We start from the raw sequence: 14422 nt of genomic DNA, 5'->3' as shown, positions 1-14422 counted from the left end.
CTGGGAAATGGGGTGACGAATACTAACCTTTCCTCACCGCCGCGTTTGCCCCCACGGTTATTCTTGAAAGGTTTAAGCATGCCAGACCCACGCGAAGCTCCGACGACAACCGAAATGGCGCTCCTGGCGCCATTCCCCGGCTTGCCGCTCGAAAGGATCTGCGTGCCCGAGACGAAGGCGGAGTTCGTCGCCGCTGCAGCTGATCTTGCGCAGCATCGCTTTCTTGGCTTTGACACGGAGTCCAGGCCGACCTTCAGGAAAGGCGAGGTCTCGCAAGGCCCGCACGTCGTCCAGCTCACGACGCTGCAAACGGCGTACATCTTCCAGTTGCATCGCGTCGACTGCCGCGAGGTGCTTGGCCAGTTGCTCGAGGCGCCCAACCTGGTCAAGGTCGGCTTCGGGCTCAAGTCCGATCGCGAGGGGCTGCAAAGGAAGCTTGGCATTACGGCAAGATCGGTGCTTGATCTGACCGCGGTCTTCCGTCTTGACGGTTATCGGAAGGCAGTAGGGGTGCGGGCGGCGGTGGCCATCATGTTCAATCAGCGGCTCAGAAAGTCGCGGAGCGTCACCACGTCAAACTGGGCCATGCCGAATCTGACGCCCAATCAACTCCTCTACGCAGCCAACGATGCCTATGCTGCGATCAAGGTTCTGCACGCATTGAACAAGCCGGAGTCGGAGCTGCCGATCGCGGATCATTCAAGCCAGCCCGGCTAAGTCATCCCTTGCGAACACCCGTGGCGAGCGTCCGGACAGACAGGCGATCCACCGCCCGCTCCTCGCCGGATGGGCAACGGCCTGACCGGGGGATACTCAGTTGCGATAGCCGGGATCTGCCCGGTCGAGCTTGCGCAGCAATGCCGGCCAGGCCAGACCACCGCCGGCACCGCGTGTCACCAGCTCCCACTGCGTCTGTGCGCCGTCCAGGATGTGCTGGCTGATGCGCCGCAAGGCTTGCCCGCCACCCATCGCGCGTACCTGGATCATGCACGTGGTCTCGAAGAAGTACATCGCCACGAAGGCTTCCGCCACCGATCGCCCGACCGTCAGCAAGCCGTGGTTGCGCAGCATGAGAAAGCGCTTGTCGCCGAGGTCGCGAACCAGCCGCGGCTTCTCGTCCTCCTCCAGCGCAACGCCTTCGTAGTCGTGGTAAGCAAGCGACGAAAGCACGAAGATCGAGTGCTGGGACAAAGGCAACACCCCATCCTGCTGTGCCGACACCGCGACGCCATTGACACTGTGCACGTGCAGGACACATTGCGCATCCTCGCGGGCGGCATGAACGGCGCTGTGAATGATGAACCCGGCCGGATTGATTTCGTATGGGCTGTCGACCACCTTCTTGCCGTCGAGATCGACCTTGACCAGACTGGACGCGGTGATCTCGCTGAACATCAAGCCGTACGGATTGATCAGAAAGTGATGCTCGGGCCCGGGAAGGCGGGCCGAGATATGGGTGAAGATCAGATCGTCCCAGCCGAACATGGCGACCAGTCGATAGCACGCCGCAAGGTCTACGCGCAGCCGCCATTCGGCATCGCCGACCTGCGAACGGATTTCGGAGGCACTCTCGTTCATCGCTTGCTCCTTTCACTGTACGTGCAATTGCGGGGACAGTATATTGAATCGCCCACGAGGATGACTTGCTGGCAGCTGCACCAGAGAAGACGGGGCCATCCATTGGCTCGCGCTGGCCAGCACTCGTCCGACATGGGTCCAGGACTTTGACCGCCTTCAACGATCCCCCCACCATAAGGTGTGCTGGGCAAAGGAGGCCTCCCGCAGCAAGTGCACGCCTTGGGTGCCGGTACGACCGACCGGCAACCGGAGCGCACCGTTACGTCCAGGATCAGGGCCATGTCGCGGTGCGCCGGGTGTCGGATTTTCTTACATGAGGTCAGAGCAGAGACCGAAGTACAGCAAGTGAATCCATCAAAATCAGACACATGCAAACCTTGGCATGTTGCTTATTAACACCTGCAGGATCAGCCAACTAGTCTGGTCCCCGTTCCTTTCCCCAATTCCTTGGATGATGACACTACTATGAAAACAATCTCACGGGTCACCCTGGCCGTACTCGCTGCTTCGGCAGCCCTTGCTACCCCGGCGTCGGCAGCCGATCTGGCTGTCTTCGGCAGTAACAATATCGCCACGCTATACGGCGCGTCGCACACCGTCAGCATCGTGACAGACGCCCAGCTGTCCACCCCGGGTTTTCTGAATTCCGTCGATTTCGACGGCTTCGTTTTCACCCGCGACGGTAGCAGCTTTGGCAACGGGCTTTCGGTTGCTGCGGCGGCGAATGTCAAGAATTACGTGACAGGCAATGTCGTACTGTTCAACGGCGATTTTCAGGATGACATCGGCGCAGCGCAAACTGATCAGTTGTTCAATCAGGCCCTGACCTACGTGCTGACCAATCCGGGCGGCGGCTATATCGGCGAGTATATCGGTTCCTTCTCGGCGTTTGCGTCGAACGACGATGGTCGTAATCCCATTGGCCTGATCAACGGGAATTCCGGTGTCTCAGGTTTCCAGCAGGGAGGCTCCAGCGGTGACGTCGTTGTTACCCCGGCTGGCTTGGTCAGCCCGGTCACCGCTGGCGTCGCCTTCCCGTATAACCCCGGTGCAGTCGAGTTCAGCGCTACCGTGACCAATGTCAATCCGGCTCAGGTCCTGGCGACCTTCGACAACGGCAACCCGGCGATCATTGCCGGCGAAGTAACCACCCTGACTGATCTGCCGGAGCCGGGCTCGATGGCGCTGGTCCTGGCCGGTCTGGGTTTGCTTGGTGCCAGACTCCGCAAGGGCCACAACGCTGTTTGAGTGAGTGTTGTCGCTTTCCCACACGCCCGTCCCTCTCGCTCGCGCAAGCGGGTGAGAGGGGTTCGGACTGTCGGGACAGGAATCCTGGCGACACCACGGCGAATTGCCCAGGATCGCTTTCGGAACGCCACCCAAGAGACAAAGGGCCATCCATTGACTGGCTCCTCTCGAACATTTCAGCATTGCTCGGCTGGTCTACTTGACCCAAAGAACGTTGTTGTGATTGGCTTCGGTCACCGCCCAGCAGGATCACCGAAATGCAGGAGCTGACAAGTCGCCCCCACTTCGATTGGCGTCCATTGCGCAGGTGAAGGGCTTTCTGTCTGATGTGTTTGACTCACGCACCCCAGTCGTCTCGCCCAGAACCCGGCAGCAAGCCATGTGGTTCGGATGCACGACGTGCCACCCAGGTCTCCGACCGGATCGCCGTCGGCGTTAGATTTCCAGGAGGCGAAACTCTTCGCTGTCGGCAATCCTTACGACATCGCCTGGGCGCAGGCACTTGCTCCCGTTGATTCGTTCCCCGTTCAGGAATGTTCCGTTGCCGCTGCCAAGGTCCGTTATTTGGCAGGTGCCCCCGTCGAGCGTGATCTGCGCGTGGTGCCTGCTCACCAGGGCGTCGGTGATCACGATGTCGTTCTCCTGCGCCCGCCCGATGGCGGTCAGCCCTTCGCGAACGGCATGCCGGACCAGCGCGTTGGTGCGGGAGATGAGCACGAAGCCAACCGCCGAGACCGTGGCCGGTTCTGTGGACAGCGTGTCAAATGCCCTCATGACCTGCGTGGCAGTGCTGTCGGATGCCGGTGCCTTGCGCTCCCAGTCACTCTCGAAGACGGCCGCCAACCCGCGCAGGACGTCGGCGTCGTCGACCGTGATGGAGAGTTCGCGGCGCCGATCGAGGCTCTCCGTGCGCAGATTCATGCTACCGATGACCGCCGTGACACCGTCTATGATCGCGCACTTGGCGTGCAGCCTGTAGCGTGGCACCGCCCGGAAATCGATCTCGGAAGGTAGCTCGCTGCCGTGTTCCTCGTCACCAAGGACGCGGATCGGGATGCCGCTGCGGGACTTCTTCACCAGCAGGCGGATGATTGCCGGGTCCGTCAGTTTCGCGTCGGCGATCTGGATCGACTCCCTGGCGTTTTCGAGCAGCATCTCCATTTTTTGCCGGCTGTTGAACGGGCTGACCAGCAAGGGTGACTCCCGGTCGGGTGCGAAGGGCAGATCGTTCCAGTCAGCGTCAAAGAGCCGGTTGATCTCGGTGGCGATCGCCGGGTTATAGACCGCGATGCCAAAGTCGCGCGTGTAGTGAAGGTTTTCCCGAGTCGGGTTGAAGGTGAACACGAGAGCCTCCTCGTCGTCTACGGTCATTACCTTGTAGTGGTATCGCGCCCGCTTGCTGTCACCCGCCGGTTCCTTGGTGGCAATACCGGTCTCCTTGGCGTCCTTGAGGAGCTTGCGGTTCTTCTCCTCCCAGCCGCGAGCACTGCTTGATATGAGCACGCGAATCCGGACGCCGCGCTGGCGAGCTTCGAGCAGCGCCTGCTGGATGATCGGGTCGTCCATCCGGAATACGGTCAGGTTGATCGAGCGCTCCGCCCGGTCAATCGCGCGTACGATGGGGAAAAAACTGTCGCCTGGTTGAACGATGAGCGAGATCTTCTGACGCATCACGGGAATCCTGTCAACGCTTCAGGTGGCTGAACCAGCCAGCCGTCTGATTGTAAAGCGAGCGCAGGTTCTCAAGTCCTCGTTCCCTGCTTAGAGGCATGTCACCTCGACCAGGCAGTCATAAAACGTTGCTCCTCCTGCCATGTCGGTCAGCGCCTGGCTGGTGACCTCGTTGCAGTTGCGCCCGTCAGGCGACAGTTTGCGCCACCAGATCGAAGTGGCCATGGCGACGCCCTGCCGTACGCGGTCGGTCACCACGGCTCGGGCGTGGAATTCGCCGCGTCGGTTGAAGATGCGCACCGGGTGGTCGTCGGCAATGCCACGCGCGGTTGCGTCGGCGGGGTTGAGATGGACTGCGGGCGACTCTTCCTGCGCCAGAAAACGCGGCGAGTTGGCAAAGCTGGTATTGAGGAAATTGCGCGCCGGTGGCGTGATCAGCGCCAGCGGAAACTCCGCCGCCAGCGGACTTTGCCGCCATTCGCGCGGGGCGATGAAGTCTGGCAGCGGATCGAGTCCCAGATCGGCCAGCATCTGGCTGTAGAACTCGCACTTGCCGGAAGGCGTCGGGAAGCCACCGTGTGCGAACGGCGCCTGGTTCTGCGGCAGGTTCAGGCGGGCATGGCCGTCGGCCTTGAGTCTCTCCCACGACTGTCCGGCGAGGCGCGGGTCGCTCCAGTCGAAGGCCTGGCGGCACAGATCTTCGTCGCTGTCGGCAAAACACGCTTCGCTGAAACCCATTTCCCTGGCCAGCCGGCGGAACAACTCGGTGTTCGGCAGGGCCTCGCCGAGCGGCGCGATGGCCGGCTGGTTGACCTGGAGGTGCAGATGGCCATACGACTTGTGGATGTCGAGCTGCTCCATGTGGCTGGTTGCCGGCAGCAGGATGTCGGCGTAGTCGGCGGTATCGGTCTGGAAAAGGTCATGGACGACGGTGAACAGGTCGTCGCGAGCGAAACCTCGCACGACTTCCTGCGCTTGCGGGGCGACCGCGACCGGATTGCTGTTGTACACGAACAGCGCCTTGATTGCCGGTTGCGCGTGCAGCAGATCGCGGCCGATGGTGCTCATGTTGATTGTTCGCGGCGTCGGCGTCGGCATCAGGTCGGGCCGCTCGAGGGCGGCACTGTTCACCGGGTAGTTGCCCGAGGTGGACAGCAGCACGCCGCCGGCGGCATCCCGCCAGGCGCCGGTCAAGGCCGGCAGGCAGGCCACCGTGCGCAGCGCCATGCCGCCGCCGGCGGTGCGGTTGATGCCATAGTTGGTGCGGATTGCCGCCGGTCGGGTGGTGCCGTAGGCGTGCGCGAGCCCTTCGATTTCCGTCGTGCTGATGCCGCAGATCGCCGCCACCCGTTCCGGCGGGTAGGCCATGGCGCGCTGCCTGAGCGCGTCGAAGCCCAGAGTATGGCGGGCGATGTAGTCGTGATCGAGCAGGTCGTCGCGGATCAGGACATGCATCATGCCGAGTGCCAAAGCGCTGTCGGTTCCCGGCAGCAGCGCGATGTGCTGATCGCACTTCTCGGCGGTGGTTGTGCGACAGGGGTCGATGGCGATCAGGTGGGCACCGCGACGCCTGGCCTCCTGCGCCAGGCGCCAGAAATGGAGATTGGAAACGACGCTGTTGCTACCCCAGAGGATGATCAGCCGCGCATCGACGACGTTGTCGGCGTCGAAACCGACACTGCCGCCGATCGTCGCCCGGTAGCCCATGGCGCCGGCGCTGGCGCAGATCGTCCGGTCGAGCTGGGCGGCGCCGAGACGGTGGAAGAAGCGTCGGTCCATCGACCCGTAGCCCAGCAGGCCCGAGTTGCCGGCGTAGCTGTAGGGAACGATGGTCTCGGCGCCGTCGGCTGCGGCAATCTGGCGGAAGCGCTCGGCGATGCAGGCCAGAGCCGCGTCCCAGGAGATGCGCTCGAAGCGCGCGCCGGGCCCCTTGGGGCCGACCCGGCGCAAGGGGTGGAGCAGCCGGTCCGGGTGGTAGATACGCTCTGGGTAGCTGGCGACCTTGGTGCAGAGCACCCCGGCCGTCGGTGGGTGGTCGGCCGCGCCGGCGACCTTGACGACGCGCCCGTCGGCGACCGTCACATCCAGTGCGCAGGTGTCCGGGCAATCGTGCGGGCAGGCACCGCGCACGACCCTGGTGAGGGCAGGCTTGGGGGCTGATACGGTCATTGAGCGCTCCCGCGGTAGAATCAACCGCGACAAGATAGCAGCTTGAGGACTTTTCCGGCATCCTGTGCTGCGTTTTCACGCTCGCTGGCACGAATCGCCGGCGCCGAGAGCCGCCGTCGGCAGAGCGAAAGTACGCTGCCGGTTGAACCCCATCGTGCCTCGTTTGTCCTTGTCAATTAGGCCGCAGAATAGTCAGCTCACGCCAGCCCGCGTATCGGGCCAGCTCACCCCGAATGCTCCCGATCCCGACCATGATGACCACAGCCTCCCTTTTTCGCCTGATCGTCGCTCTGCTCCTGGTCACCGCCGTCGCTGCCGGCATCCTGGTGACTGAAACCGGCGCGGCCGGCAAGGCGCCCGAGCAATCGCCGGCCACCGGCAAGCCGTGCCTGGCACCCGCAAGCTGGACGATCTTCGGCGACCGTGGAGCACAGCTCGCCAACAGTCAGCAGGTGCTCTCCGAACTGGCAAGACGTGACGTCGTGCTGCTCGGCGAGCAGCACGACGACGCCGACCATCACCGCTGGCAGTTGCAGGTGCTCGCCGGTCTGCATGCGCAGCGGCCACAGATGGTGATCGGTTTCGAAATGTTTCCCCGGCGGGTACAGCCGGTACTCGATCGTTGGGTGGCCGGCGAGCTGACCGTCAAGGATTTCCTGGCCCAGTCCGAATGGGAGAAGGTCTGGAGCGTGTCAGCTGAAATCTACCTGCCGCTGTTCCAGTTCGCCCGCCTCAACCGGATCCCGATGCTCGCCCTGAATATCGAACCCGAGTTGACGCGGGCGATTGCCGAGAAGGGGTGGGACGCCGTCCCCGCGGCCGAACGCGAAGGTGTTGGCCGCCCGGCGCCAGCGTCCGCCGCCTATCGTCAGTTCCTCTTCGAAATCTACCGCCAGCACGCGGCGATGCGTGGCAAGGCGGCGAAAGCCAGTTCTCGAAATCCGGCTTTTGCCAACTTCGTCGATTCGCAGCTGGCCTGGGATCGGGCGATGGCCGAAGCGCTGGCTCGTCAGGCGGCGCCGGCAGCCGAAAGCCAGAGACCGCTGGTGGTCGGCATCATGGGTAGCGGGCATCTGCGCTATGGCCATGGCGTGCCGCATCAGTTACGCGCGCTCGGTATCCCGTCGATCGGCACCCTGCTGCCGATGCCGGCTGGTGCGGACTGCAGCGACCTGCCACCGGGAATTGCCGATGCGGTGTTCGCCGTGCCGGTGACGGCCGGCTCGGCACCCGAGCCGCCGCGCCTGGGTGTGGCACTCGACAACCAAGGCGGGCGGGTCGTGATTGCCAGCGTCAGCGCCGGCAGCCTGGCCGAGAAGAGCGGTTTGCAAGTGGACGACCAGATTCTCGAAGTCGCCGGCAAACCGGCTACGGAGCTGTCTTCAGTAATGGCGGCGATCCGCCGACAGCCGGCCGGAACCTGGTTGCCGCTGCAGGTCGAGCGCGCCGGGCGCAGGCTCGAAGTGGTCATCAGATTCCCCGCCGGTTGATGAGCTTCCTGGCGATGCTGCGGCGACTGGCACTGCTGCTGGTGGCGCCGCTACCGGCGGCCTTGGCCGCTACACCCCTGGTCGAACTGGATGTCGATCTCGATCCCGGCAGCCGCCGTCTCACGGTGGTCGCCACGATCACTCCGGTGCCGCCGACCTTCCGTTTCGTCCTTCACGAATCACTGGCTATTGCCGCAGCTTCGACGGATGGCCGCCCGCTGCCGATCACGGCCGGCGAGCAGCAGGGCAGTCTGCGTCGCTGGCAGTTGCCTTTGCCAGCCGGTAGCCGGTCGCTGCGCGTCGAGTATCAAGGCACGCTGCCGGCGCTCGACACCCGGCTGGATTACCGCCAAGTGCTGCGCGAGTTGCCGCCGATGGCCGCGGTCGAGGGCAGCTTCCTGCCCGCCAGCGGCGCCTGGTATCCGCGTCCCGCAGAACTTTTCACTTACCGGGTGCGGTTGAGCGTGCCCGGCGACCAGCGGGCACTGGTTGCTGGCCGCCTGCTCAAGGAAGAGCTGCCGGTTGCCCGCGGCGATTGCTACCGCGCCGACTTTGAGTTTGCGCACCCGGCCGACGGCATCGACCTGATGGCCGGTCCGTGGATCATTCGCGAGCAGATGATGGTGCGGGCCGGCGCCGAGCCGCTGCGCCTGCGCACTTATTTTACGCGCGATCTTGATCGGATCAAGGGTCTCGCCGACAGCTATCTCGACGAAACGCGCGCTCATCTCGCGGCCTACGCCGAGGCGATCGGCGCCTATCCGTACAGCGGCTTTTCGGTGGTCGCCAGCCCGCTGCCGACCGGCTTCGGCATGCCGACGCTGACCTATCTCGGAGCCGAGGTGCTCAAGCTGCCCTTCATCCGCGCCACCTCGCTGGGCCACGAGATTCTTCACAACTGGTGGGGCAACGGCGTCCTGGTCGATTACGCGAGCGGCAACTGGGCCGAAGGGCTGACCACCTTCATGGCCGACTACGCCTACCAGGAGCGAGTCTCAGCCGCCGCCGCGCGTGCGCTGCGGCTCGCCTGGCTGCGCGACTTCGCGGCCGTGGTCGTCGACAGGCGGCAGACGCTGGCCTCGTTTCGCTCGCGAATGCATGACGCAGCGGCGGTGGTCGGCTACGGCAAGTCGGCGATGCTCTTCGTGATGCTGCGCGACCTGCTCGGTGAAGATACCTTCCGTCGCGGGCTGAGCATTTTCTGGCAAGAGCAGCGCTTCCGTGTCGCCGGTTGGGACGACCTGCAGCGGGCCTTTGAACAGGCGTCCGGGCAAGGGTTGACTTTCTTCTTCAGGCAGTGGTTGTATCGCCCGGGAGCGCCGCAACCGAAGATCGCCGGCGCCAGCGCGGCGGCGTCTGGCGCCGGTTACCACTTGCGCCTCGAAGTGACACAGGGCGCCCCCGCCTATGCCTTGCGTCTGCCGATCGAGCTCGACTATGGAGATGCTCTCGAAAGCCGTACGCTCAGCGTGGACGGCGCGCGGCAAACGCTGACGCTGGCCGTCAACCGCCTGCCGAAGAGCGTTCGTCTGGACCCCGATTTGCGCCTCTGGCGAATGCTGGACGCCGGGCGACTGCCACCGATCCTGCGCCAATGGATCGTCGCGCGCGAAGGGCGATTGCTGCTGGTGTCCGGGCTGCCCGAGGTCCGTGCGGCGGCGACGGCGCTGGCCAGCCGGCTTTTCGAGGAGCCACCTCGTGAGATCGCGCTCGCCGACGTCCGCCGGGCAGCGACCCCGGTTTTGCTGGCCGGTCTGCATGCCGAAATCGATGCGGTACTGGCTGCCGCGAAAATTCCGCCGCGACCGTCTGACCCTGGCCGGCGGGGCACGGCGCAGGTATGGACGGTGCCGGGCATACCGGCGCTGGCGGTGATCTCGGCCAACGACGCCGAGGCATTGCGTGCCCTGCTGCGCCCATTGCCCCACTACGGCAGCCAGAGTTGGCTGGTCTTCGACGGCGGCCGGGCGATCGAACGCGGAATCTGGCCGATCATCGACCCGCCGATCCCGGTTACCCTGCTGCCCGCCGGCGCCCCGGCCGCCTTTTCTCCGCTGCGGCTCGGGTGGCGCGGGCGGCTGGGGTAGAATGCGCCGGATGCTGGTTCTCGGAATCGAATCCTCCTGCGACGAAACGGGTATCGCGCTGTACAGCACCGATGCTGGCGGCGCGCTGCTCGCGCACGCCCTGCACTCGCAGGTCTGCATGCACGCGGACTACGGTGGCGTGGTGCCGGAACTCGCGTCTCGGGATCATGTTCGACGAATGGTGCCGTTGCTCCGCCAGGTGCTGGCCGACAGCGGTTGCACGCTGGCCGAGCTTGACGCCGTCGCCTACACGCAGGGGCCGGGACTGGCGGGCGCCCTGCTGGTCGGCGCCGCCTTTGCCGAAGCCCTGGCCACCGCACTTGGTGTGCCGACGGTGCCGGTCCATCACCTCGAAGGCCATCTGCTGTCACCGCTGCTGTCGAGCAGGCCGCCGTCTTTTCCCTTCGTCGCCCTGCTGGTGTCGGGTGGCCATAGCCAGCTGATGCACGTCACCGGCGTCGGGCGCTACGAGTTGATGGGTGAAACGCTCGACGACGCCGCCGGCGAGGCTTTTGACAAGACTGCCAAATTGCTTGGTCTCGGCTACCCGGGTGGTGCCGCGCTGGCCGCGCTGGCCGACAGCGGCCGCCCTGGGGTGGTGAAGCTGCCACGTCCGATGCTGAATTCAGGGGACCTCGATTTCAGCTTCAGCGGTCTGAAAACGGCTGTCGTGACCAAGGTGCGCGAAATGACCGCGATCAGCGACGAGCAGCGGGCGGACATTGCCTGCGGCTTCCAGGACGCGATCGTCGAAGTGCTGGTCAGCAAGGCCCTGCGGGCGGTGAAGGTCAGCGGTCTGCAGCAGCTGGTGGTCGCGGGAGGCGTCGGCGCCAATCGCGCGTTGCGGCGCCAGCTTGACGCACAGGCGGCACGGGAGAGGGTCGCAGTCTTCTACCCGGAACTCGAATTCTGTACCGACAATGGCGCGATGATCGCGCTCGCCGGTGCCCTGCGTCTGCAGGCTGGGGTTTCCAGCAAGCCGGCGGGTGCGTTCGCGGTGCGGCCGCGCTGGCCGTTGACCGGTGCCTGAGCGGCCGCTGCGCGGGCAGCCACTTCCTGCGGCTACTTCCTGCGGCCGATCTTCGGTTCGCTGCCGGCCATCAGTCGCTGCAGGTTTTGCCAGTGCTTGCCGATCAGGGCCATGGCGATGATCCCGACGACCAGCACCCGGCCATCGCCGCCCCATATCAGGATGGCGTAGAGCGGCGCTGCTGCGGCTGCCACCAGTGCCGCCAGCGAGGAATAGCGCAGCGCAAAGGCGATGGCCAGCCAGGTGGCCAGCGTTGCCAGGCCCAGCCAGGGATTGATCGCCAGTAGCACGCCGGCGGCAGTGGCGACACCCTTGCCGCCCTTGAACCGGAGAAAGACCGGGTACAGGTGGCCGAAGAAGACCGCCATCGCCACCAGTCCGACCGTGTAGCCGCCCAGCCCGTACTCGGCGGCATAGCGGCCGGCGAGAAAAACGGCCAGCCATCCCTTGGCGGCATCGCCGATCAGGGTCAAAACCGCGGCGCCCTTGTGGCCACTACGCAGGACGTTGGTCGCGCCGGGGTTGCCGGAGCCATAGCTGCGCGGATCGGCCAGGCCGAAGAGTCGGCTGGCGACCAACGCGAAGGGCACGGAACCGAGCAGATAAGCGGCGAGGACGACCAGCAGCGTGATCAGGAACGGCGGCATAGTGGGTGGTGCTCTGGGTTAGAATGTCAGTACGCGCGCACTGTTGTCGCGCTGCGGACCGCAAGGCCGACCAATGATACTACACTGACCTGGCGCCCTGCCGCATGGACATCATCTTCATCAACGACCTTCGCGCCTCGACGCTGATCGGCATCTACCCGCGCGAAAAGGCGATGCCGCAGACGGTGGAGATTTCCCTGCAGATCGGCACTTCGACCGCCAGTGCCGGTGCCAGCGACGACATCGGCGATACGATCGACTACGCGCGGGTGGTGGACCGCCTGCGGGCCGAACTGGCTACTCGCCATTTCAATCTCCTCGAGAGGTTGGCCGAGTATGTTGCCACCCTGCTGCTCGAGGACTTCGGCGCTACCTGGGTGCGCGTTTCGATCGCCAAGCTCGGCATGATGCGCGGCGTGCAGCGCGTCGGCGTGGTCATCGAGCGTGGCGCAGCGGCATGAGCGGGGACCTCAGGTGATCAACCGTTATGCCTCGGTCCTGTACATTCTCGGCATCCTGATCGCTGGTTTCGGGGTCCTGATGCTGCTGCCGCTGTCCCTCTCGTGGCTGAGCGCCGACGGCGCGCACAGCGCCTACGACGAGGCTGTGCTGATCACCGTCGCCAGCGGCATTGCCCTCTCGCTGTCGGCCCGCAAGGGGCGACGCGAAATGCAAGTGCGCGACAGTATCCTGCTGGTTGCGCTGATCTGGTCGCTGCTACCGGCATTCGGCGCACTGCCGCTCTATCTGCACATTGCCGACTTGTCGTGGACCGATGCCTACTTCGAAGCGGTCTCCGGTCTGACGGCCACCGGCGCGACGGTGCTCTCGGGGCTCGATCAACTGCCGCTGTCGATCAACTTCTGGCGGACCTTCATGCACTGGGTCGGCGGCCTCGGCGTCGTGGTTCTGGCGGTGGCGATCCTGCCGCTGCTCGGTTTCGGCGGCCGCAGCATGCTCAAGGCGGAGACGCCGGGTCCGATGAAGGACTCCAAGATCACACCGCGGATCACCGAGACCGCCAAGGGGCTGTGGGTGGTGTACGTGATTCTCACCGCGGCCTGTGCGCTTAGCCTCCACTTCGTCGGCATGGAGCCCTGGGACGCATTGATGCATGCCTTCTCGATCCTGGGTCTCGGCGGCTTCTCGACCAAGGATGCCAGCCTCGGCCACTTCGACAGTCTCGACATCGAAATGGTGGTGATCTTCTTTGCCCTGGTCGCCGGCATCAACTTCAGCACACACTTCCTCGTTCTCTCGAAGCGCTCATTGCGTCCCTATCGCTTTGACGTCGAGGCTCACTACTTCCTCGGTTTTCTCGCCCTGAGTTGCCTGGTGCTGGCGATTTACCTTTGGCCGGACGGCATCTACGACGATTTCCTGACGACCCTGCGCTATGTCACCTTCCATTCGGTGTCGCTCGCCACTTCGCTCGGTTTTGCGACGACCGACTATACCCAGTGGCCGGTGTTCGGCCAGTTGTGGATCCTCTTTCTTGGCAGTTTCGTCGCCTGCTCGGGTTCGGCCGGCGGCGGCATCAAGATGATCCGTGCCGTCGTTCTCTACAAGCAGGTGTTCCGCGAACTGATGCGCGCCATGCACCCGCGTGGTCTGCAGAACGTGCGCTTCGGCGAGACGGTCATCCCCGACCACGTCCTGCATTCGATCCTCGGTTTCCTGTTCATCTACGTCGTGTCGATTGTCTCGATGACCTTGCTGCTGATCGCCACCCGCCTGGACGTCATGACCGCCTTCTCGGCGGTCGTCGCCTGTATCAACAACACCGGGCCCGGCCTCAACCTGGTCGGGCCGGCGACGACCTACGCCGTGCTGACCGACTTCCAGACCTGGGTGTGTACCTGGGCCATGCTCCTCGGGCGGCTCGAGATCTTCACTCTGCTGGTCATTCTGACGCCCGCATTCTGGCGGCGCTAACAAGCAACCCGGGTGGCAGGCGCCATCGCTAACCCGCGTCTTTTGCCGGTGATCTGCCAGGGCATAAGCGCGATTGATGGCCGGGCCCGAGGCTGACCAACCGGAAACGCCAAATTTGGTCGCCAGCCGCGTCTCTTGTCAGCTTCCAGTAAGGATCAACAATAATAATCGCGTGGCGGATTCCGCTATAGCGATAGGGATTTCAGGGCCGCTACTACAACAAGGAGGAGTCATCATGTCAATTCATGCAACCAAAGAGTTACAGGCATACTGGAAAGAGAACCTTTCTTACATCGCGGTTCTCCTGGGGATCTGGTTCGTTGTCTCTTACGTCTGCGGCATCCTGATGGTCAATCAGCTCGACGCCTACACGATCGGTGGTTTCCCGCTCGGCTTCTGGTTCGCAAACCAGGGCTCGCTGGTGACCTTTGTTGCCCTGATCTGGGTGTATGTCTGGTTGATGGACAGGCTGGATATCATCAACGTACAACAATGACGTACAGCAATTCTGATATCAGACCCGATGTGCACAACCACTGCCATTCCCAAATTGATGAGGTAACCAAA

Annotated in this window: 12 protein-coding genes; 8 read left to right on the top strand and 4 right to left on the bottom strand. The window is 64.1% G+C overall.

Annotated elements, in window-relative coordinates:
• The first annotated feature begins 78 nt into the window (after positions 1 to 78).
• Positions 79 to 717 carry a 3'-5' exonuclease gene (locus V5B44_RS06350; protein WP_332358245.1) on the top strand — a complete coding sequence of 213 codons (639 nt, stop codon included), beginning with the start codon at positions 79 to 81 and terminating at the stop codon, positions 715 to 717.
• A 96-nt stretch (positions 718 to 813) separates the two neighbouring features.
• Here the strand turns inward: V5B44_RS06350 and V5B44_RS06345 are convergent, their stop codons facing one another.
• The gene (locus tag V5B44_RS06345) at positions 814 to 1578 is read right to left on the bottom strand and encodes a class II aldolase/adducin family protein (protein ID WP_332358133.1); all 765 of its coding nucleotides are present in this window, start codon (positions 1576 to 1578) and stop codon (positions 814 to 816) included.
• Positions 1579 to 2043: 465 nt separating this feature from the next.
• Here V5B44_RS06345 and V5B44_RS06340 point away from each other — a divergent pair, with 465 nt between their 5' ends.
• On the top strand, positions 2044 to 2826 hold the full coding sequence (locus V5B44_RS06340; protein ID WP_332358244.1) for a PEP-CTERM sorting domain-containing protein: 783 nt from the start codon (positions 2044 to 2046) through the stop codon (positions 2824 to 2826).
• Positions 2827 to 3261: 435 nt separating this feature from the next.
• On the opposite strand, the gene V5B44_RS06335 is transcribed toward V5B44_RS06340, so the two are convergent.
• Together V5B44_RS06335 and V5B44_RS06330 are read right to left on the bottom strand one after the other, a co-directional pair.
• A complete protein-coding gene (locus tag V5B44_RS06335; protein WP_332358243.1) occupies positions 3262 to 4497 on the bottom strand; it encodes a phospholipase D-like domain-containing protein in 1236 nt (411 codons plus the stop codon).
• A 90-nt stretch (positions 4498 to 4587) separates the two neighbouring features.
• The gene (locus V5B44_RS06330; protein ID WP_332358242.1) at positions 4588 to 6666 is read right to left on the bottom strand and encodes a molybdopterin-containing oxidoreductase family protein; all 2079 of its coding nucleotides are present in this window, start codon (positions 6664 to 6666) and stop codon (positions 4588 to 4590) included.
• Positions 6667 to 6917: 251 nt separating this feature from the next.
• Here V5B44_RS06330 and V5B44_RS06325 point away from each other — a divergent pair, with 251 nt between their 5' ends.
• Genes V5B44_RS06325 through tsaD form a run of 3 tightly spaced genes read left to right on the top strand, consistent with a single transcriptional unit; the run spans position 6918 to position 11273 of the window.
• On the top strand, positions 6918 to 8156 hold the full coding sequence (locus tag V5B44_RS06325) for a ChaN family lipoprotein (RefSeq protein WP_332358241.1): 1239 nt from the start codon (positions 6918 to 6920) through the stop codon (positions 8154 to 8156).
• Positions 8156 to 10243 (top strand): M1 family metallopeptidase, encoded by a 2088-nt coding sequence (locus tag V5B44_RS06320; protein WP_332358240.1) that lies wholly within the window; start codon positions 8156 to 8158, stop codon positions 10241 to 10243. The genes V5B44_RS06325 and V5B44_RS06320 overlap by 1 nt, the downstream gene beginning before the upstream one ends.
• 10 nt (positions 10244 to 10253) lie before the next feature.
• Positions 10254 to 11273, top strand: a complete 1020-nt coding sequence (tsaD, locus tag V5B44_RS06315; RefSeq protein ID WP_332358239.1) for a tRNA (adenosine(37)-N6)-threonylcarbamoyltransferase complex transferase subunit TsaD — start codon at positions 10254 to 10256, stop codon at positions 11271 to 11273.
• A 32-nt stretch (positions 11274 to 11305) separates the two neighbouring features.
• Here tsaD and plsY read toward each other — a convergent pair whose 3' ends face one another.
• Complete coding sequence (gene plsY, locus V5B44_RS06310) at positions 11306 to 11920, bottom strand: glycerol-3-phosphate 1-O-acyltransferase PlsY (RefSeq protein WP_332358238.1); 615 nt, start codon at positions 11918 to 11920, stop codon at positions 11306 to 11308.
• A 104-nt stretch (positions 11921 to 12024) separates the two neighbouring features.
• Between plsY and V5B44_RS06305 the strand changes: the two genes are divergently transcribed.
• The 3 genes from V5B44_RS06305 (at position 12025) to V5B44_RS06295 (ending at position 14351) form a co-directional block, all read left to right on the top strand.
• Positions 12025 to 12381, top strand: a complete 357-nt coding sequence (locus V5B44_RS06305; protein WP_332358237.1) for a dihydroneopterin aldolase — start codon at positions 12025 to 12027, stop codon at positions 12379 to 12381.
• A 16-nt stretch (positions 12382 to 12397) separates the two neighbouring features.
• Positions 12398 to 13855, top strand: a complete 1458-nt coding sequence (locus V5B44_RS06300; protein WP_434735419.1) for a TrkH family potassium uptake protein — start codon at positions 12398 to 12400, stop codon at positions 13853 to 13855.
• A 235-nt stretch (positions 13856 to 14090) separates the two neighbouring features.
• Positions 14091 to 14351 (top strand): DUF4212 domain-containing protein, encoded by a 261-nt coding sequence (locus V5B44_RS06295; RefSeq protein ID WP_332358235.1) that lies wholly within the window; start codon positions 14091 to 14093, stop codon positions 14349 to 14351.
• The last annotated feature ends 71 nt before the right edge of the window (positions 14352 to 14422 follow it).

It is taken from the genome of Candidatus Accumulibacter necessarius, assembly GCF_036625085.1.
Note: the sequence above shows the minus strand (reverse complement) of the source record. Positions and strands in the feature narration are given on the sequence as shown.